We start from the raw sequence: 19,399 nt of genomic DNA, 5'->3' as shown, positions 1-19,399 counted from the left end.
GTCCGTGGTCTGTGCTGGAATCGGCACCCTGATTTAACCCTTTGCCGGATGCCTCGCGTTGACGATACAAGCGCCTCAATTCGCCCACCAGGTTCTTAACTGGTACCACTTGTTCGGGCGTAAAACTCTGCCCTGGCAGCAAGAGAAAACGCCTTACAAAGTATGGCTCTCAGAAGTGATGTTGCAACAAACGCAGGTCGCGACGGTTATTCCATATTTTGAACGCTTCATGGCGCGTTTTCCGACGGTAACCGATCTCGCCAATGCGCCGCTAGATGAGGTTCTGCATCTGTGGACCGGTCTTGGCTATTACGCACGAGCCCGCAATTTGCATAAAGCCGCGCAAATGGTGGCTAACCTTCATGGCGGCGTTTTCCCGGAAACCTTTGAAGAGGTTGCCGCATTGCCCGGCGTTGGGCGTTCAACCGCTGGCGCGATTTTGTCGCTATCCCTCGGCAAACACTTTCCTATTCTGGACGGTAACGTAAAACGCGTTCTTGCGCGTTGCTACGCCGTTTCTGGCTGGCCGGGCAAAAAGGACGTGGAGAAACGTCTGTGGGAAATCAGCGAAAAAGTCACGCCTGCGGAGGGCGTCAGCCAGTTTAACCAGGCGATGATGGATCTGGGCGCAATGGTTTGCACCCGTTCGAAGCCCAAATGCGAACTTTGCCCGTTAAACAACGGCTGCGTGGCTTACGCCAGTCACAGTTGGGCAAACTATCCGGGGAAAAAACCGAAAGTCACGCTACCGGAACGCACCGGCTACATGCTGATGATGCAGCAGGCTGATGAGGTATTTCTCGCTCAGCGACCAGCCGTGGGTTTATGGGGAGGCTTGTACTGTTTCCCGCAGTTCGGCACCGAAGCAGAGCTGCGCGAGTGGCTGGCGCAACGCCAAATTCCGGCCAATAATCTCACGCAATTAACCGCCTTCCGCCATACTTTTAGCCATTTCCATCTGGATATTGTGCCCATGTGGCTGCCCGTGCATTCATTCACGGGGTGCATGGATGAAGGAACCGCTCTCTGGTATAACTTAGCGCAGCCGCCTTCCGTGGGGCTGGCTGCCCCCGTGGAGCGCCTGTTACAGCAATTACATGCAGAGCCGGTAGTGATTAACGCTGCCCGGGCTCTTGAAGAGGAATGATGATGAGCAGAACTATTTTTTGTACCTACCTGCAACGCGAGGCCGAAGGCCAGGATTTTCAGCTCTATCCAGGCGAACTGGGCAAGCGCATTTATAACGAAATTTCTAAAGAAGCCTGGGCGCTGTGGCAGGCCAAACAAACCATGCTTATCAACGAACGCAAAATGAGCATGATGAACCCGGAGCACCGCAAAGAGCTGGAAGCCGAAATGGTGAACTTCCTGTTCGAAGGCAAAGAAGTCCATATTGAAGGCTTCACGCCGCCAGAAAAGTAAGCGTACTCAAAGGGCCGGTTTCGGCCCTTTTGCAATCCACGACACGCAAAATGCAAACACGGAAAGATGAAAAAACTTCTCGCGCTAGCCCTTGTTGCCCCACTGCTCATCTCATGTTCGAGCAAAAAAGACGACGCCTATAACGAAGCATTTGTTAAGGACACGAACGGATTTGATATTTTGATGGGGCAATTTGCCCATAACATCGAAAATATCTGGGGCATGAAAGAGGTTCTGATCGCAGGTCCCAAGGACTATGTCAAATATACCGATCGGTATCTGACCCGTAGCCACATTAACTTCGACGACGGTACCATTACCATTGAAACCATCGCAGGCACCGATCCGGCCGCGCACTTGCGTCAGGCGATCATTACTACGCTGCTGATGGGCGACGATCCCGGTTCAATCGATCTCTACTCCGATGCTAACGACGTGCTGATTTCGAAAATGCCGTTCCTGTACGGGCAGGTTGTTGATAACACCGGCCAGCCGATCCGCTGGGAAGGCCGCGCCGCGAAGTTTGCGGACTATTTGCTGCAAACACGCCTGAAAAGTCGCTCAACCGGCCTGAAAGTCGTTTATAGCGTGACGATTAATCTGGTGCCGAACCACCTTGATAAGCGTGCCCATAAATACATCGGCATGGTACGTAAAGCCTCGAAAAAGTACGGCGTGGACGAGTCGCTGATCCTTGCGATTATGCAAACCGAATCGAGCTTTAACCCGTATGCGGTAAGCCATGCAGATGCGCTCGGCCTGATGCAGGTTGTGCAGCACAGCGCGGGCGTTGACGTGTTTAAAGCGCAGGGAAAATGGGGCAAACCAAGCCGCAGCTACCTGTTCGACCCGGAAAGCAATATCGATACCGGCACCGCGTACCTTGCGATTTTACAAGAGAGCTATCTGGGCGGCATTGATAACCCAACCTCTCGTCGCTATGCCGTCATCACCGCATACAACGGCGGCGCAGGCAGCGTGCTGCGGGTGTTTAACAGCGATAAACAGCGTGCATTCAGCATTATTAATAGCATGAATGCCGACGACGTTTATCAGACGCTAACCACGCGCCATCCGTCTGCGGAATCGCGCCGTTATCTCTATAAAGTAAATACCGCACAGAAAAGTTATCGCAGGCGTTAGTTAAAACGCTCCCCCGTAAAGTGAAACCAACTGTACGGGGGATTTTCATCGAGGCATACAAAGCTACAAAAAAACAAAAAACCTAATATCCGACGCTTGCCGTTTCAATAATCGTCATTTTCTTATTTTCAATTAAATAAACCGAAAAACCTTCTTTCTTAATAACTCCATAATCTCTCCATTATTTCCTTTCAGAAATATTCGTTTAAATAATTGACAGCAATACTGCTTCACATTATGCCGCAAAAATTTATAATGAGCGTCAGTGAGAACGATCATTCTCACTTCCAGGAAGACGGACAGAAGATGATTATGAAGCTTGAAGAACGTCAGAAACTACGACAGGACGAAATCATTATCGCGGCGCGCCGCTGCTTCTGCGCAAGCGGATTTCACGCAGCCAGCATGTCGCAGATCGCCGGCGAAGCAAAATTAAGCGTTGGGCAAATCTATCGCTATTTCAGCAACAAAGACGCCATTATCGAAGAGATGGTTCGCCGCATCATTGACTCTCGTATCGCTGAGATCGAAGGCAAGATGCAGACCGATCGCATACCGCAGCTCCTGGCCTGGCGGCAAACGCTGAACGAAGACGACGATAAGCTGATGCTTGAAATGTCCGCTGAGGCTACACGAAATCCGCTGGTCGCCTCGATGCTCGCCGCAGCCGATGCACGCATGTTCGCTAACGCCTGCGAGTCGTTGAAAAAACAGAATCCACATCTTAGCGAAGAACACATTCGCTGCTGCGTGGAGATCACTGCGGTAATGATGGAGGGCACGCTCTTTCGCCGCCTGACATTGCAAAAAGCCTCGCCGGAATTACTCGAAAAACGTTACCGGGAAATACTTAATATGCTGCTGAAAGCTAATTAAAGGCGGAAAATTAACAGAGGAAAATAACCCCCTCTTTTTTGTTGCCATTAATAGTGGGAACACCGTATTACGATACCTTTAAATAATCTTTATCCCCGTCATTTATTAACGGGGAGAGGGTTGTGCATTCTGGAAAAACCATGAAATATATAACAATACCCATCGCGGCATTATTTCTTCTCACCGGCTGCGATAATACCCAGCCATCTGCAACAAACTCACTCCCGGAAGTCGGCATCGTTACCTTAGCCAGCCAGCCGGTTGCGGTGACCAGCCAGCTAATCGGCCGCACCGCTGCGACGCTCAGCGCGGAAGTCCGTCCGCAGGTCGGGGGCATTATCCAGCAACGGCTTTTTAACGAGGGCGATACCGTAAAAGCCGGACAAAAGCTGTATCAAATCGATCCCTCCAGCTATCGCGCAGCGTATGACGAAGCCGCCGCAGCGTTAAAACAGGCGCAGTCGCTGGTACAGGCTGACTGCCAGAAAGCCCAGCGCTACGCGCAACTGGTAAAAGATGACGGCGTATCGCGGCAGGATGCGGAAGACGCCAAAGCCACCTGCGCGCAGGACAAAGCCAGTGTGGAATCAAAAAAAGCGGCGCTGGAAAGCGCGCGCATCAATCTCAACTGGACGACAGTTACCGCCCCTATTAGCGGACGTATTGGCATCTCTTCGGTTACGCCAGGCGCGCTGGTGACGGCTCAACAGGAAACCGCCCTCGCCACCATTCGCGGACTGGAGAATATGTATGTCGATTTGACGCGAACCAGCGCCGATCTGCTGCGTTTACGCAAGCAGGCGCTCTCTTCAAACAGCGACACTCTGAGCGTATCGCTGATTCTGGAAGATGGCAGCGCCTACAGCGAGAAGGGCCGACTTGCGCTGACGGAAGTTGCGGTGGATGAATCTACCGGTTCAGTCACGCTGCGCGCCGTGTTTCCTAATCCCCGACAAGAACTCCTGCCGGGCATGTTTGTTCGCGCCAAAGTGGATGAAGGAATCATGGACGACGCCATTCTCGCGCCTCAACAGGGAGTGACCCGCGACGCTAAAGGGAACGCCACCGCGCTGGTGGTGAACGCCGGCAATAAAGTGGAACAACGCACTGTGCAAACCGGCGATGCCTATGGCGATAAATGGCTGGTGCTAAGCGGGCTTAAAGCCGGCGATAAGCTTATTGTCGAGGGAACGGACAAAGTTGCCGCCGGGCAGGAAGTCAAAGCTGAAGAGATAGAAGCGAGCGGAGGAAACGCCTGATGTTTTCCCGTTTCTTTGTCCGTCGCCCGGTTTTCGCGTGGGTAATTGCCATTCTGATTATGCTCGCCGGGATTCTGGCGATCCGCACGCTGCCCGTAGCGCAGTATCCGGACGTTGCGCCGCCCTCGGTGAAAATCTCCGCCACCTACACCGGCGCTTCGGCGCAGACGCTGGAAAACAGCGTTACTCAGGTTATCGAACAGCAGCTTACCGGGCTGGATAACCTGCTCTATTTCACCTCCACCAGCAGCTCCGATGGCACGGTAAGCATCAACGTCACCTTTGAGCAGGGCACCGACCCGGATACCGCTCAGGTGCAGGTGCAAAACAAAGTTCAGCAGGCCGAATCACGCCTGCCGAGCGAAGTGCAGCAGTCAGGCATTACGGTCGTGAAATCGCAGAGCAACTTCCTGCTGATCATGGGCGTGTATGACAAAACCGACAAAGCCAGCAGTTCTGATATCGCCGACTGGCTGGTAAGTAACGTACAGGATCCGCTGGCGCGCGTTGAAGGCGTTGGGAGCTTGCGGGTATTCGGCGCGGAATACGCCATGCGTATATGGCTCGATCCGGCGAAGCTGGCTTCTTACTCGCTGATGCCGTCCGACGTGCAAAGCGCGATTGAAGCGCAAAACGTGCAGGTTTCGGCGGGTAAAATCGGCGCGCTGCCCTCTTCTTCGGCCCAGCAGCTCACCGCAACCGTGCGCGCCCAGTCACGCCTGCAAACGGTGGATCAGTTTAAAAATATCATCGTCAAAAGCCAGGCCAACGGCGCGGTGGTTCGAATCAGCGACCTCGCCCGTGTAGAAATGGGCAGTGAAGATTATACAGCTACCTCGAAGCTAAACGGCCATCCGGCGGCAGGCGTGGCGGTGATGCTCTCTCCGGGCGCCAACGCGCTCAGTACCGCAACGCTTGTGAAGGAAAAAATCGCCGAATTCAAACGCGCGATGCCGGAAGGCTATGACGTCGCCTACCCGAAAGACAGCACGGAGTTCATCAAAATCTCCGTCGAGGACGTCATTCAGACGCTGTTTGAAGCCATCATCCTGGTAGTGGTGGTCATGTACCTGTTCCTGCAAAACATCCGCGCCACGCTGATCCCCGCGCTGGCGGTGCCGGTAGTGTTGCTCGGTACATTCGGCGTGCTGGCGCTGTTTGGCTACTCCATCAATACCCTGACGTTGTTTGCGATGGTGCTGGCGATAGGCCTGCTGGTGGATGACGCCATCGTAGTGGTGGAAAACGTCGAGCGTATTATGCGCGATGAAGGGCTGCCTGCCCGTGAAGCGACTGAAAAATCGATGGGTGAAATCTCTGGCGCGCTGGTGGCGATTGCGCTGGTGCTCTCCGCCGTCTTCCTGCCGATGGCGTTCTTCGGCGGTTCGACGGGGGTTATCTACCGCCAGTTTTCGGTCACCATTATTTCCGCAATGATTCTCTCGGTAGTTGTGGCGCTGACCCTGACGCCCGCGCTGTGCGGTTCGGTTCTCAGCCATACGCCGCCGCACAGGAAAGGTTTTTTCGGCGCGTTTAACCGCTTTTACGGCAAAACCGAGCACGGTTATCAGCACCGCGTATTGCGTGTTCTTCGCCGCTCCGGCAGCGTGCTGGCGGTATACGTCGTGCTTTGTGGCGCGATGGCGCTGGCGATGTGGAAACTGCCGGGCAGCTTCCTGCCCACCGAAGACCAGGGTGAAATCATGGTGCAGTACACCCTGCCCGCAGGCGCGACGGCCGTTCGCACCGCCGAGGTGAGCCGCAAAGTCACCGACTGGTTCCTTAAGGAAGAAAAAGACAACACCAACGTTATCTTTACCGTCGAAGGCTTCAGCTTTAGCGGTAGCGGCCAGAATGCCGGGATGGCGTTTGTGTCGCTGAAAAACTGGTCAGAGCGCGAAGGAGAAGAGAACACCGCCCAGGCGATTGCCTTGCGCGCGAGTAAAGAGCTGGGCGCCATCCGCGATGCTACCATCTTTGCCATGACGCCGCCGTCGGTAGACGGCCTGGGCCAAAGCAACGGCTTTACCTTTGAACTGCTGGCCGCAGGCGGAACCGATCGCGATACGCTGCTGAAGCTGCGTAACCAACTCATTGCCAAAGCTAATCAGGACTCGTCTCTGCAGGCCGTACGCGCCAACGACCTGCCTCAAATGCCGCAGTTGCAGGTGGATATCGACAACAACAAAGCCGTATCGCTGGGGCTGTCCCTGAGCGACGTCACCAGCACCCTCTCCAGCGCCTGGGGCGGCACCTACGTGAACGACTTTATCGATCGCGGCCGGGTGAAAAAGGTCTATCTCCAGGGTGATAGCGATTACCGCGCCGCGCCGTCAGATCTTAATAAGTGGTTTGTTCGCGGCAGCGACGACAGCATGACGCCGTTCTCCGCTTTTGCCACCACCCGCTGGGAATACGGCCCGGAAAGCCTGGTGCGCTACAACGGCTCGGCGGCCTATGAAATCCAGGGCGAGAACGCCAGCGGCTCCAGCTCCGGTACGGCAATGATCAGGATGGAACAGTTGGCGAACAGCCTCCCTTCCGGCACGACCTGGGCGTGGAGCGGTTTGTCTTTGCAGGAGAAACTGGCGAGCGGCCAGGCGGTGAGCCTGTATGCCATCTCGATTCTGGTGGTGTTCCTGTGCCTGGCGGCGCTGTACGAGAGCTGGTCGGTGCCGATCTCCGTCATTCTGGTGATCCCGCTCGGCGTGCTGGGCGCGGCGCTGGCGGCATGGATGCGCGATCTGAATAACGACGTCTACTTCCAGGTGGCGCTGCTGACCACAATCGGCCTGTCGTCGAAAAACGCCATTCTGATCGTCGAGTTTGCCGAAGCTGCGGTAAACGAAGGCTATTCCCTGACGCGAGCCGCGTTACGCGCCGCCCAGACACGTCTGCGTCCGATAATTATGACTTCTCTGGCGTTTATCGCAGGCGTTACGCCGCTGGCGATAGCAACCGGCGCGGGCGCTAACAGCCGCATAGCGATCGGTACCGGCATTATCGGCGGGACGCTGGCGGCGACGCTGCTCGCCATCTTCTTCGTCCCTTTATTTTTTGTACTGGTGAAACGTCTTTTCTCCGGTAAACACCTGACCCGGAGGTAATAATGTTTCGACTTTCTGTATTAGTTCTGGCGCTGCTGAGCGCGGGCTGCGTGTCGCTGGACCCGACGTACCAGCGTCCCGCAGCGCCCATCCCGGCAACGCTTCCTGGTAATCACGGCGAAGCCACGGCGGTAGTCAGCAACTGGCAGCAGGTGGTGAACGACGCGCGGCTGAAAAGCGTGGTAACTATGGCGCTTAATAGCAACCGCGATGTTCAAAAAGCGATTGCCGATATCGACGCCGCCCGCGCCCAGTATGGCGAAACGCGTTCATCCCTGTTCCCTACGGTGGATGCACAGCTAAGCCATACCCGCAGCCGCACTCTGGCGAGCGGAGTAACCACCAGCGATGAGGCCAACGGCGCGGTTTCCAGCTTCGAGCTGGACCTGTTCGGCCGCAACCAGAGCCTGTCTCGTGCGGCGCGTGAAACCTGGCTTGCCAGCGAATTCACCGCGCAAAACGTCCGTCTGACGATGATCGGTGAACTGACTACCGCCTGGATAACTCTGGCGGCGGACAACAGCAATCTGGCGCTGGCAAAATCCACAATGGAAAGCGCGGCCAACTCGTTAAAAATCGTTAAGCGCCAGCGGGAAGTGGGCGTCGCTGCGGCAACAGACGTAAGTGAAGCGATGGCGGTTTATCAGCAGGCACGCGCCAGCGTGGCAAGCTACCAGACGCTGGTGATGCAGGACAAAAATGCCCTGAATCTGCTGGCTGGCGATACGGTGCCGGAAGCAATGCTGCCCGGTACGCTGGAAAGCCTGAGCGATAATGCCATCACGCTGATCCCGGCTGGCGTGAACTCAAGTACGCTGCTGCGCCGTCCGGATATTCAGGAAGCCGAGCATAACCTGCAAAGCGCCAACGCTAATATTGGCGCGGCGCGGGCCAATTTCTTCCCGACCATTTCACTCACCGCCAGCGCGGGCGTCGGCAGCGATTCCCTCTCGTCGCTGTTCAGCCACGGCCTGAAAGTATGGTCTTTCGCACCAAACATCACTCTGCCGCTGTTTAGCGGCGGCAATAATCTGGCGCAGTTGCGCTATGCCGAAGCGGAGAAAAAAGGGTTGATCGCCACCTACGAGAAAACCATTCAGAGCGCGTTTAAAGACGTAGCCGACGCGCTGGCTCGCCGTGAAACCCTGAGTGAACAACTTGATGCCCAGCGTGAATACGTGGCGGCAGAGCAAAAAACTCTGGATGTAGCGACGCGCAGCTATCAGGCAGGCGCGGGCGATTATCTGACGGTGCTAACCGCGCAGCGGTCGCTGTGGTCTGCGCAGGAATCGCTGATTGCGCTGCAACAGACCGATTTCGAAAACCGCGTCACTCTCTGGCAGTCGCTCGGCGGCGGCATTCAGTAAAAGAAAAGCCGGGCAGCTATGCCCGGCCAGGTTTGCAGAAGTAATTAATCAGAGCCGTTTATAAGACGGCTAATGGGTTCTTACTTCACCATATAGCCGTACAAACGTTTAATCCCGTCCGCATCCGTTTCGCTGTAAACACCCTGTAACTCCGGTGAGAAGCCGGGCAGCATGTTTACGCCCTCCTCCAGCGCCAGGAAATAACGCAGCGCAGCGCTTCCCCAGATTTCGCCAGGCACAACGCAAAGTACGCCCGGCGGATACGGCAACGCGCCTTCTGCGGCAATACGCCCTTCAGCCTGGCTTAAACGCACCAGCTCTACGTTGCCGCGGATAAACTCGCTGTGAGCATCCTGCGGGTTCATCGCTACCGGCGGCAGGCTGGTTTTGCGGAACATGGATTTTTGCAGATCTTTCACTTCAAAGCTGACGTAGAGATCGTGCATTTCCTGGCAGAGCTGACGCAGCGTGTAATCTTTATAACGCACGGAATATTTCTGATAAATGGTCGGCAGCACGTCGGCAAGCGGCGTGTCATCTTCAATATGCTGTTCGAACTGCGCAAGCATCGCCACCAGTTGCGCCATTTTTTCCGTACTTTCCGCAGGCGTCAGCAGGAACAGAATCGAGTTGAGATCCGCTTTTTCCGGCACCACGCCGTTTTCACGCAGGTAGTTTGCGAGAATTGCAGCCGGAATGCCGAATTCGCTGTACTTGCCGGTTTGTGGATCGATTCCCGGCGTGGTCAGCAGCAGCTTACAAGGATCGACAAAATATTCGTCTTTCTCGTAACCTTCAAAACCGTGCCACTTTTCGCCCGGCTCAAAGCTGAAGAAGCGGCGCTCCTTAGCAATGATATCGGTAGGATGATCCTGCCACGGTCGGCCTGCTACAACCGGCGGGATAAAAGGTTTGATCATTTTGCAGTTGGCGACGATCGCCTTGCGCGCTTCGATCCCTAGCGCCACGCATTCTGCCCACAGGCGACGCCCGCTCTCCCCTTCGTGAATTTTAGCGTTCACATCCAGCGCCGCAAAAAGCGGATAGAACGGGCTGGTAGAAGCGTGCAGCATGAAAGCATTGTTCAGACGCTTATGCGGGCAGAAACGCGCCTGGCCGCGGATATGATTGTCTTTTTTATGGATCTGAGAAGTCTGCGAGAAACCGGCCTGCTGCTTGTGAACCGACTGGGTGACGAAAATCCCCGGATCGTTTTCATTAAGATCCAGCAGCAACGGCGAGCAGTCCGCCATCATCGGAATAAACTGTTCGTAGCCGACCCACGCGGAATCAAAGAGGATGTAATCGCAAAGGTGGCCGATCTTATCCACCACCTGCCGCGCGTTATAAATGGTGCCGTCGTAAGTACCGAGCTGGATAACCGCAAGGCGGAACGGGCGTTCATCCTGCGCGCGATCCGGCGCCACTTCGCCGATCAAGTTCCGCAAATAAGCATCGTCAAAACAGTGCGCGTCAATCCCGCCGATAAAGCCAAACGGGTTGCGCGCCGCTTCGAGATAGACTGGCGTTGCGCCCGCCTGAATTAATGCGCCGTGGTGGTTAGATTTGTGGTTATTGCGATCGAACAGTACGAGGTCGCCGCGCGTTAGCAGCGCGTTGGTGACGACTTTATTAGCAGCGGAGGTGCCGTTTAATACGAAGTAGGTTTTATCCGCATGGAACACTTTAGCCGCAAATTTCTGCGCATGTTTTGCCGATCCTTCGTGGATTAGTAAATCGCCCAGCTTCACGTCCGCGTTGCACATGTCAGCGCGGAATACGTTTTCACCGAAGAAATCATAGAATTGACGCCCGGCAGGATGCTTCCTGAAAAACTCGCCGTGCTGATGGCCGGGACACGCAAAGGTGCTGTTTTCCATCGCCACGTATTTGGTCAGCGTATCGAAGAACGGCGGCAGCAGACTCTCTTCATACTCAACGGCTGCGGTTTCCAGCTCCAGATAATCCTGCGCTTTACCGGTGATAACGCCCGTAAAATCAGCCTGTTCATCCTGCTGGGTTTCGGAAACTAAAAAGACCGGAAGGTTAAAGCCCGTGCGTTTGAGTAACGCCAGAATGCCGCTGCGGCTGTCTGCAACAGACAGCACGACTGCCGCAACATCGGTAAAATCTGTGCTGTCGAGTGCAACCACTTCACGATGGGTGGAAAGCGTGGCAACCACGTCGTGGCTGGCGGCAATTTTCAATGATTTCATATGCACAAATCCCAAAAGCTCAAGGATGAGTGAGTGCCAGAAGGCACGGCAAGGGGAATAATTCCCCGGCGAATGCGTCTTGCGGGTCTAAAGGAGGTAACCACTCCGACCACCAGACATCAGTAAAATCAGGCCGAGTTATCTGATTTTACTGTTGTCCTGCAGTGAGCGTGCGTTGCCCTCACCGCATAGAGGGCAAGGGTCTTCGGGAGAGTACGGAAAGGTGAACGAGCGCCATCAAGAGATGTCGGTGAACATTGACTGTGAACATCAATAAGCGCCCCGTTGAATGCGAAAAATTTCGCGCAATCATGGCACCTTCTTTCCCGGGGTTCAAGACGCGACGCGAGGCGGAGGTACGATATAGCGCACATTATTCATGCAAACGCACGGCCATGGCCTACAAAATCGTTGACGAAGAAAGGGCTTTACGGTTTAATGCGCCCCGTTGCCCGGATAGCTCAGTCGGTAGAGCAGGGGATTGAAAATCCCCGTGTCCTTGGTTCGATTCCGAGTCCGGGCACCACTTATTTAGAAAAACCAGCCTACGGGCTGGTTTTTTGCTTTCTAAACTCGCCGAAATCAACGTTTTTACAATAACTTAACTCCACCCAACTCAATCAACTTCAACCCGCATCAAGTCCCTTGCGAGGGTACAACTGAGGGTATAGTCTGATTCGATAAAATTTATACCCCTTTTTGCTATCAGGAGACCCACCAATGGCGCTCACTGATGCTAAAATCCGCGCAGCCAAACCGGATGAAAAACCTTATAAACTTGCCGACAGCGGCAACATGTTTTTGCTCGTTCGTCCTAACGATTCCCGCTACTGGCGACTGCGCTACCGGTTTCTGGGCAAAGAGAAACGCTTGCTCTGGAGTCTATCCAGAAGTCTCTTTATCAAAAGCGAGGGAGAAACGCGCAGGCTGTATTTCACACAGTTATAATGATCTGCCGGTGGTGTGCCCGGGTGTATTACCGGAACATGTGGGAGTTGCTTACGATCCCCTACAACAATCACATTACGGGCCCCCCCCCAGTCCCAGGATACCAAGGACAATATCCTGCTGTGAGGCTTCATCAATAATGACCTAATCAAGAAGAGCAACTTTACCGATGGAATTAATAATCGAATGAGTGCTACTGCCGATAACCGGAAAACGTTTAATAAAACGGTCGAAATCATCCCTGTATGTTCCCGCAAATGATTTTGCTATGGGGATATGTTCCCGCAAATGTTATTTTAAATAAATCATCGATAATGATGTTAGCTGCCCCAGTAAAACATTAAAATCGAATACCTCTAATACTTTATTATATTCAGACAGAGAATTTTGTTTTTCCTGGATGGCTTTTTCATAAAAAATAACTGAAGGGAAGTAAAAAGCGCCAGCCTTTTATCCTGACTGTCCAGCGGTTTTACTTTCAGTATCCTGAAATTCAACAGCAAATCAATTCTGTTTCTGAACCCAATCCGTCGATCAGAAAGGTTATGGTCTGCGTCTTACCCGTTCCGGGTGGCCCTTTAATTTCATAACGTAGGATTTATTATTTTTAGAGTAGTAAACTGCCGCATATTTATCGCCATAGAGAATAACTTGTTCAGCCTGGGATACCACAGAACGCCCCTTACGTTCGAGAAAAGTATTTCGCAGGATTACGGTTGGTGTTATCTGGCATACAGAAAGCGGACGATTATATTTTTTTCCACTACGAAAATGACAGGTCAGCATGACCTCTCCGTCATCATTTCCAGCCCATAAAGTCCAGTCGGTAATTTTGTGGGTCTTATTTTCCCCGTCAACACAAATCGTGACCATGTTATCACCCAATAATTATTATTTAACTTCCGGAGAAAATCGTTAAGGGCACGCTTAAATCTATCCCAAAAGGTATTTATCGCTTTGTTCTTTTAAGGGAACTCACCCCAGGAACTTGACCCTATGTTTGATCCACGAGATCGTTCTGTGGGGAAGTTTCTCCCGCACGCCAGAGATGCCAAGTGCTGGATATAATTCCCTTAACAGGTCGTCTTCATCAGACTGCCAGAGCCGGGTCTCCGTCAGGCCCATTTTTCCGGCCCGGGCAAAAGTGGCCCTCCGGGTGTGACCGGGCAGCAACGCCTTCATTCCGTCAATCCCTTTTCTGTGATGCGCCAGCATCAGTGCCTGTTCCATTTCAGTCCAGGGACGGTTATGTCACTTCCCAATCCCCAGTTTGGTCACTGTGCCCTCACCGCACTGACGCTTCTGCCCAGCTTTTCCCTATTTCGATGGCAGAGATCTATCCATGTTGTTGTTCCACGAACGTGATTTCGGCTATCGTCCAGTGATTCCGGTGTCGCTGTGTTTTATCCACCCCGCCAGTTCCTTTTACATCAGTCACGTTGTCTTTCCTGCACCAGCGTATAGATTTGAGCCCGGAGGTGCTGCTCAGCCTGGCTGATTTGCTGCTGACGTTGCAGCGAATCTTCAGGCAACTGATTCAGCAGACGAAATTGTTCTTCCAGCGGAACAGTCCGCCTGAAGCTTGTCAGCATGCCAAAAACCTGCGATTTAAGTTCACTGACGGTGATGTATTTTCCCTTCTGACCGTCAAGCGCATTCAGTTTATCGGCAAGTGCCTGAAGCTGTATCATGCCTTCATGCCAGCCATCCATTGCGTCAGTTGACAACGCTGAGACGTTAACCTGTTGTTGCCACTGTTGTATCAGAGGCTTAGCCTGCTCCGGCCACAGCACCAGAGCCTGTTCTGTAAGTTTTCGGCTGTAAGTAATATTCCAGTCAGGAGGCAATTTATCCAGTCGGGCAAGCTGCTTTTGTGTTTGGGCGATAAGTTCCTTCGGCAATGGAGTCTGCTGACGCAACATATCCAGCTTTTCAGGCGCGAGAGGTGCAGGTAACGGTGCCAGGGATGCAGCAAGCTGAGTCTGTAGCGGGTCAGGCCGGTGAAGATATTGCCAGCTCCACACTGCGACTGTGCTTATCACCAGCATGGCACACATCCCGGCAGCGAAGGATTTCCACTTTTTTACCGGGGTGGGCGTTGCCGCCAGCACTTCCCCGTTCGGCTGCTGTTCCGGTTGCGCGACATATACCCACTTAACTGCACTGTCTGGCGTATCTTCAGCGGGACTAGTAAGGTCCCTCATGGCTGTTGTTGCATCATTCATCACGGTAGCAGGCAACACAATACTGGGCTGAATGTTTGGCCCTGTGCTGGTAATACCATCGCTGTTTTCCAGCCGAACAACACTGCTGTGCATCAGGGTACGCAACGTATCGAGCTGGCTCAGGTGTTTAAGCTCCAGACGCTGCAACACCTCCCCCAGACCGGTAAGCAACTGCTCCGCCCGGTACAACTGGCTGAGGTCACTGTAATTCAGCGGGAGCGAGCGCATCCGCTGCTGCAGGCGCTGACTCAGACTGCTGAGGATTTCCATGCGGGCATGGACCGGCTGAGGCCACAGCGCCTCCCACTGATGACTTATCAGTGCCTCGAGTATCGCCAGCCCTTCATTAAGCCCGAAAACCCCGGCCAGCTGCGTACGCGCCAGCGTGTACCAGGCGGCGGTCTGCATTTCAACGCCGTTGGTTTCAAAAAGCGACAGGCAAAGTTTCTCTGCATACGACCAGTTCACATCCGGCCGGGCCGGATGTGTCAGCTTACTTAGTTCATCGCGCAGGGCGGCATAATCCGGTAGCGTGCGCGGGTCGCCGCCGGTTTTGATTTTACGTGAGGTGATGTCATTCATGACCAGATATCCATCTGACGTGCCTGGAACTGTGGAAGGTTATTGTTTATGCGGCTTCGCTTTCTGCATATTCGAGACTCTGCAGATACTGTAACGCCACCGGATCGGCAATATATTCAACCTGCCCATGATGACGCTCCACCTCATCAATAATTCGACTGAGTTCGACCCGGAAAAACTCCTTACGCAGGTTAACCCTGTTAATCCGGTAGCTTTCCAGATGGTCATGCAGTGTCTTTTCAAGTGCGGGGGCGTCATCGCAGGAAATCATGGCATGAACGTCGTCCCACTGACCGGAAAGCTGTTTCTTTTCCTGATACAGGCCGCGAGCCACTTCAGTACTGACGGTTTCTTCAAAGGCTTTCTCTTTCTGTGCCAGGCTGACACGGCCTGTTCAAACTCCGTTTTTTTCTTCCTGAAGCCCCGGTAAATGAAAATTCGTATTATCAGCGCAACGGCTATCAGCAAACCAAAGAACAGACCGATGACGCCAGCCGGATTCGATACAGATTCAATGAATTGTTCATTAAGATTGATTAATGCTCTTACCGCGACATAAACACCCCAGGCAATTACACCAATAATAATCAGGATAATACCCGCAGCATTGTCATCTTTTTTTCTTCGTGCCATGTTTTATTTTTTCCTTTCTTATTTTAATCCTGACTATTTAATCTGAATAACGGGCAAGGGGCCTTTGCTATAGCCGATTAATACTGATTCCCTGAGCAAATCGGTAAATGGGTGTATCCGGGCCTGCTGGCCATATAGAGGGGAGCGCATGTTGGCTGTTGGGGTTGGGTACTGATCGGTTCGTCGTTTTCTGCAACACGTTGCGGTTTCTGCTTTTTCGCAGTTGTCACCTTTTTCGTCTGCGTTTTACGGGTGGAAGTGGAAGGTTTTACCGGGTTGCGGACTTCTGAGGAACCATACCCGGAACAGAATCGCTTCGACTGACTCAGACTCCCGTCATTACAGACAAAACGACCATCCGAAGTACAGTGTGCTATGCCGCCTTTTGAACCTGAACAGGGCTGTCTTCCACGCGCAGCCTCAGCCTGCAGGGTGAAAAGGACACTCAACACCAGTAAGAGGCTTATTTTTTTCATCGCTGTATCCGTGAATTATTTCGTTAATTAGGGGCTCTGTTCTCCGTCAGCTATTGACCATTTCGTCAGGTAAATATGCAATGACTAAAAGCAAAGAAATAACTCTTAATATTTCTGTACCCGCTATATCGGCCTGAGTTTTGCTGGTAAACGAGACCGGAGTGGGTTGTCTGGCCTGCAGTTTTTTAAGGAACTGTGATTTTACTGACATGCTGTTATCTGGCCTTACATACGGGTTGTCGTGTCAAGATACTGTTGGTTCTTAAAGTGTCGAAGTAACACCCGCCCTTCAGGCATAAACTCCGTGCCGTAACGTACCAGTCCCACCTCTTTCAGCTCAGCATCAATGGCATAACGCAGCTCTCCCGGAATGTCCGGCTCAAGCAGCACCACCTCAATGGCGCTCAGGCGAGGCTCATATTTGAGTAGTACGGCTGAGAGCGTGGACATCAGCTTGTGTGCAGTTCCTGGCAGGCCCTGCAGAATGGTGGTCATATCCGGCAGACCGTAATCCGGTAAATGCGCCAGTGTTCCGGCGCGACAATTAAGGATTCGTTGCATATTGTCCAGCACTGACAGGATGACCTGATTTTCTTCACTGACTTGGTGAAGATCGAGTCCACCTACAAAGTTACCGTAAAGCATCTCGCACAGAGAGGGGATATTTCGGGTCATGGTTAACTTCCATCATTATTTAGTGATTTTGTTGCTAATGAAAAATTCAGACGGTTTTACTCCATCTTTTTAAGATCTCACCCTCTTCCTACGGTTTTTTAGCAATTGCGCACGAACGGTGCTGTTGGTTGCGGTTTAACGGAAGCTAGTGATGTTTACGCTTCAGGTTTTTCCATTGAACGGATAACCAGGAAGTCCTGAGAAATACCAGCCCCTTTTTCTACTGCTTGTCGATCATGAACAAACCAGGCATACATTTCTGAGGGCGCGTTATCTTCAGGGAAAGGTTGAGGCTGACCAAGATAAGCTGCATGCGCATAATCGAGAAAACGTCTCGCACGCCTCAATGCAGGCCTATAAATATCAGGCACGATTTGGATACGCTTATCATTAGGATCGTTTTCCATACTGTTCTTCATCCTTATTGCGGCATCATGGACATCGTCCAGCCATCCCCAATTTTTATGCAACACATCAAGTTCATTCTGGTAGTGCCTTGAAGCTTCTTTTGCCTGTGATGAAATCCCCAATAGCCCGGCAGAAGCACCAGCGGAGGCTAAAATATCGCCGCGTTGTTTTTCATACTTCATGCACTCACAGCGGTATTGATAGTATTGTCGCCCAAGCCACTCAATATAGCTGTCCAGATGACGGTTCTGCGCTCCGATACTGACGGCCTTAAAAGGCACCGCTTGCTGATACAGCTTTGTCCATTGAGCGACAGACTTGTTCTTAACCTTATCCTGCATGATGAAATAGTTTGCAACTGTTTCAGATTGAGCCCGCAAATTTTGAAAATCAGGAAAAGGGACGCCGGCCATCGTCGCCGCTCTGTACATCCGGTGCAAAGCTACCCGACAGAGTTCCGCGCTCGGTTTTTGTTCATTCGGTTTCAGGCCACCCCCTACGTCCTCTGCACATCCGGGCAACAGTTCTTCCTGATGCTTACTGTTACTTCCCCCCAGGCAATAAAGACGGCGCCAGGGCCGGTTTTCATGGGCGGCAACCAGATGCAGCGCGTTTTTGACCGTATCAGGTAATGCCGATTCCTGGTCGATAGATTTATCACCCAGCAACACACTGATACCTTTTACTGGCCCCCCGAAAGTAGAAATAAACCAGTCCACACCATTATTATTGGCAGGGGTATGACGAGCACAGTCAAACAGGCCTGTAAAAACAATCTCTACGGAGATCCCCTGGTAAGTATGTTTATCACCCTGCTTCTGACAAATATCATCAAGCAGCGTATCAATAAATTTACGTGCAAGAGTTGCTCCAACATCGTATCCAAAGAGTGAAATCGAGATTAGTTTGATCGGTACAGGGCTATTAGTTTTGGCTCGTTCAAAAAACCGCTCAAAACGTAATTTTGCCGAATTTATTCGCGTATCGACACCGGTAACTAACATATCTGCAATAGCGGGATTATCACGCAACCAGGGGGTTGCCTCGATACCTGATTTCTTTGCTGCGTTTTTAGCTACATCCCCCGCCAGCGATTTCCACTCTGAAGGGTTTATCAGTTTTTTTCCTGAGTCCTTTAAAACCTCCCACCAGTTACCACCTTTCAAATAATCAAGGCCAGCATCTTTTGCCATTTCTTTTGGCTGATCTTTCAAATCATCCAGTGCAGAGCCTTGCGCACTATCCATAATGGTATGCAGTTTCTCAGTAAGTTCTTCATTAAATGGTGTCCCAAGACCTGATAAATAAAATTTATTATGAGTATTTTGCGGAGCATCTTGCTTCTGATCTGGAAATGCTCTGAACAAGCGCGCCACATTACTAAGACGTTGATCCGGTGCATCCTGGTCAATATTCCGATGGATGCCATCAAAAAAGAAACCAACATGCCAAATACGTGAACAGTTTCCCAACCCGGCTTCTTCTGCCTGCTGCGCGCGACTGGCGGCAGCAATGATATTTTCGATATCCATCAATTATGCTCCTGCTTTGCAGACTTATCTGGAGTATCAGGACGTTTTTCATAAGGCGACCAGGCATTATCGCTCCAGCCCAGTAAGACTTTATCTCCGGGTAAAAAGTGAACATGCAGATCATTCTCTCCCCATTTTCTTTCTGGCATTGGCATAACAACCCGACGTTTTTCCAGGCGCATACCTTTAAGATACTGCTCATGAGTAATATCAAGCGTCCAGATAACTTCCGCTGTTTTTCCGCTGATGGTGCCGCAGCAGGTGGCACCACCACCACCATGGGCAAACGCATTTGATCCCGCCACTCCGTTAACACTAAATCCCAAAATAGGTCTGTCAATTTCACTGTGAATAATTAACGTTACCCCCCCGGTAGGCGGCCCCCAGATTGATGCCCCGATTAACCAGCCACCGTATGCCAGAACCACTGCCAATAAACTGCCCCAGATCCATTTACCCCAGCGGGCATAGCCACGATTCACAGCGTTATCAATGTTGTCGTAAGTCTTAAAAAATCCCATTTTTATTTC

General features: G+C 52.3%; 14 protein-coding genes, 1 tRNA gene and 3 pseudogenes. 9 read left to right on the top strand and 9 right to left on the bottom strand.

Annotated elements, in window-relative coordinates; genetic code table 11:
• Positions 1 to 58: 58 nt before the first annotated feature.
• The 7 genes from mutY to MUA00_RS12895 all read left to right on the top strand — a co-directional run bounded on the left by mutY (position 59) and on the right by MUA00_RS12895 (position 9,174).
• Complete coding sequence (gene mutY, locus MUA00_RS12925; protein WP_271123450.1) at positions 59 to 1,147, top strand: A/G-specific adenine glycosylase; 1,089 nt, start codon at positions 59 to 61, stop codon at positions 1,145 to 1,147.
• 2 nt (positions 1,148 to 1,149) lie between these two features.
• The gene (locus MUA00_RS12920) at positions 1,150 to 1,422 is read left to right on the top strand and encodes an oxidative damage protection protein (RefSeq protein ID WP_121263791.1); all 273 of its coding nucleotides are present in this window, start codon (positions 1,150 to 1,152) and stop codon (positions 1,420 to 1,422) included.
• Positions 1,423 to 1,488: 66 nt separating this feature from the next.
• A complete protein-coding gene (mltC, locus tag MUA00_RS12915; RefSeq protein ID WP_271123449.1) occupies positions 1,489 to 2,565 on the top strand; it encodes a membrane-bound lytic murein transglycosylase MltC in 1,077 nt (358 codons plus the stop codon).
• A 306-nt stretch (positions 2,566 to 2,871) separates the two neighbouring features.
• Entirely contained in the window at positions 2,872 to 3,441 is a 570-nt protein-coding gene (locus tag MUA00_RS12910) for a TetR/AcrR family transcriptional regulator (protein WP_271123639.1), read from the top strand.
• Positions 3,442 to 3,581: 140 nt separating this feature from the next.
• Positions 3,582 to 4,700 (top strand): efflux RND transporter periplasmic adaptor subunit, encoded by a 1,119-nt coding sequence (locus tag MUA00_RS12905; protein WP_271123448.1) that lies wholly within the window; start codon positions 3,582 to 3,584, stop codon positions 4,698 to 4,700.
• On the top strand, positions 4,700 to 7,807 hold the full coding sequence (locus tag MUA00_RS12900) for an efflux RND transporter permease subunit (protein ID WP_271123447.1): 3,108 nt from the start codon (positions 4,700 to 4,702) through the stop codon (positions 7,805 to 7,807). Before MUA00_RS12905 ends, MUA00_RS12900 begins: the two co-directional genes overlap by 1 nt.
• A 2-nt stretch (positions 7,808 to 7,809) precedes the next feature.
• Positions 7,810 to 9,174, top strand: a complete 1,365-nt coding sequence (locus tag MUA00_RS12895) for an efflux transporter outer membrane subunit (RefSeq protein ID WP_271123446.1) — start codon at positions 7,810 to 7,812, stop codon at positions 9,172 to 9,174.
• 80 nt (positions 9,175 to 9,254) lie between these two features.
• Here the strand turns inward: MUA00_RS12895 and MUA00_RS12890 are convergent, their stop codons facing one another.
• Positions 9,255 to 11,390, bottom strand: coding sequence for an ornithine decarboxylase (locus MUA00_RS12890; RefSeq protein ID WP_271123445.1), 2,136 nt, complete (start codon positions 11,388 to 11,390; stop codon positions 9,255 to 9,257).
• Between the two features lie 450 nt (positions 11,391 to 11,840).
• Here MUA00_RS12890 and MUA00_RS12885 point away from each other — a divergent pair.
• Together MUA00_RS12885 and MUA00_RS12880 are read left to right on the top strand one after the other, a co-directional pair.
• A tRNA-Phe gene (locus tag MUA00_RS12885) sits at positions 11,841 to 11,916 on the top strand.
• A gap of 194 nt (positions 11,917 to 12,110) precedes the next feature.
• Positions 12,111 to 12,312: pseudogene (locus tag MUA00_RS12880) on the top strand (Arm DNA-binding domain-containing protein); the annotation flags it as partial.
• On the opposite strand, the pseudogene MUA00_RS12875 reads toward MUA00_RS12880, so the two are convergent.
• The 8 genes and pseudogenes from MUA00_RS12875 to MUA00_RS12845 form a co-directional block, all read right to left on the bottom strand.
• Positions 12,278 to 13,211: pseudogene (locus MUA00_RS12875) on the bottom strand (hypothetical protein); the annotation flags it as partial. The pseudogenes MUA00_RS12880 and MUA00_RS12875 overlap by 35 nt on opposite strands.
• 102 nt (positions 13,212 to 13,313) lie before the next feature.
• A complete protein-coding gene (locus MUA00_RS12870) occupies positions 13,314 to 13,568 on the bottom strand; it encodes a hypothetical protein (protein WP_271123444.1) in 255 nt (84 codons plus the stop codon).
• 200 nt (positions 13,569 to 13,768) lie between these two features.
• A complete protein-coding gene (locus tag MUA00_RS12865; RefSeq protein ID WP_271123443.1) occupies positions 13,769 to 15,145 on the bottom strand; it encodes a VasL domain-containing protein in 1,377 nt (458 codons plus the stop codon).
• A 46-nt stretch (positions 15,146 to 15,191) separates the two neighbouring features.
• Positions 15,192 to 15,778 (bottom strand): annotated as a pseudogene (locus MUA00_RS12860) (GIY-YIG nuclease family protein).
• Positions 15,779 to 15,855: 77 nt separating this feature from the next.
• Entirely contained in the window at positions 15,856 to 16,254 is a 399-nt protein-coding gene (locus MUA00_RS21330) for a YdcA family protein (protein WP_408639709.1), read from the bottom strand.
• 225 nt (positions 16,255 to 16,479) lie between these two features.
• The gene (tssE, locus tag MUA00_RS12855; protein WP_271123442.1) at positions 16,480 to 16,929 is read right to left on the bottom strand and encodes a type VI secretion system baseplate subunit TssE; all 450 of its coding nucleotides are present in this window, start codon (positions 16,927 to 16,929) and stop codon (positions 16,480 to 16,482) included.
• Between the two features lie 155 nt (positions 16,930 to 17,084).
• Positions 17,085 to 18,869 carry a DUF2235 domain-containing protein gene (locus MUA00_RS12850; protein ID WP_271123441.1) on the bottom strand — a complete coding sequence of 595 codons (1,785 nt, stop codon included), beginning with the start codon at positions 18,867 to 18,869 and terminating at the stop codon, positions 17,085 to 17,087.
• Positions 18,869 to 19,390 (bottom strand): DUF3304 domain-containing protein, encoded by a 522-nt coding sequence (locus tag MUA00_RS12845; protein ID WP_271123440.1) that lies wholly within the window; start codon positions 19,388 to 19,390, stop codon positions 18,869 to 18,871. Before MUA00_RS12845 ends, MUA00_RS12850 begins: the two co-directional genes overlap by 1 nt.
• Between the last annotated feature and the right edge of the window lie 9 nt (positions 19,391 to 19,399).

The organism is Dryocola boscaweniae (assembly GCF_025215095.1).
Lineage (GTDB): Bacteria > Pseudomonadota > Gammaproteobacteria > Enterobacterales > Enterobacteriaceae > Dryocola > Dryocola boscaweniae.
This window is presented reverse-complemented; position numbering and strand designations above follow the sequence as displayed.

Bases quoted from the DNA above. Each gene is read 5' to 3' on its own strand.
- MUA00_RS12870 (WP_271123444.1), bottom strand. From the start codon at position 13,568: ATGGAACAGGCACTGATGCTGGCGCATCACAGAAAAGGGATTGACGGA.
- MUA00_RS12865 (WP_271123443.1), bottom strand. From the start codon at position 15,145: ATGAATGACATCACCTCACGTAAAATCAAAACCGGCGGCGACCCGCGC.
- MUA00_RS12900 (WP_271123447.1), top strand. From the start codon at position 4,700: ATGTTTTCCCGTTTCTTTGTCCGTCGCCCGGTTTTCGCGTGGGTAATT.
- MUA00_RS12920 (WP_121263791.1), top strand. From the start codon at position 1,150: ATGAGCAGAACTATTTTTTGTACCTACCTGCAACGCGAGGCCGAAGGC.
- MUA00_RS12895 (WP_271123446.1), top strand. From the start codon at position 7,810: ATGTTTCGACTTTCTGTATTAGTTCTGGCGCTGCTGAGCGCGGGCTGC.
- MUA00_RS12850 (WP_271123441.1), bottom strand. From the start codon at position 18,869: ATGGATATCGAAAATATCATTGCTGCCGCCAGTCGCGCGCAGCAGGCA.
- MUA00_RS12845 (WP_271123440.1), bottom strand. From the start codon at position 19,390: ATGGGATTTTTTAAGACTTACGACAACATTGATAACGCTGTGAATCGT.
- MUA00_RS12910 (WP_271123639.1), top strand. From the start codon at position 2,872: ATGATTATGAAGCTTGAAGAACGTCAGAAACTACGACAGGACGAAATC.
- tssE (WP_271123442.1), bottom strand. From the start codon at position 16,929: ATGACCCGAAATATCCCCTCTCTGTGCGAGATGCTTTACGGTAACTTT.
- MUA00_RS21330 (WP_408639709.1), bottom strand. From the start codon at position 16,254: ATGAAAAAAATAAGCCTCTTACTGGTGTTGAGTGTCCTTTTCACCCTG.
- mltC (WP_271123449.1), top strand. From the start codon at position 1,489: ATGAAAAAACTTCTCGCGCTAGCCCTTGTTGCCCCACTGCTCATCTCA.
- MUA00_RS12905 (WP_271123448.1), top strand. From the start codon at position 3,582: ATGAAATATATAACAATACCCATCGCGGCATTATTTCTTCTCACCGGC.
- MUA00_RS12890 (WP_271123445.1), bottom strand. From the start codon at position 11,390: ATGAAATCATTGAAAATTGCCGCCAGCCACGACGTGGTTGCCACGCTT.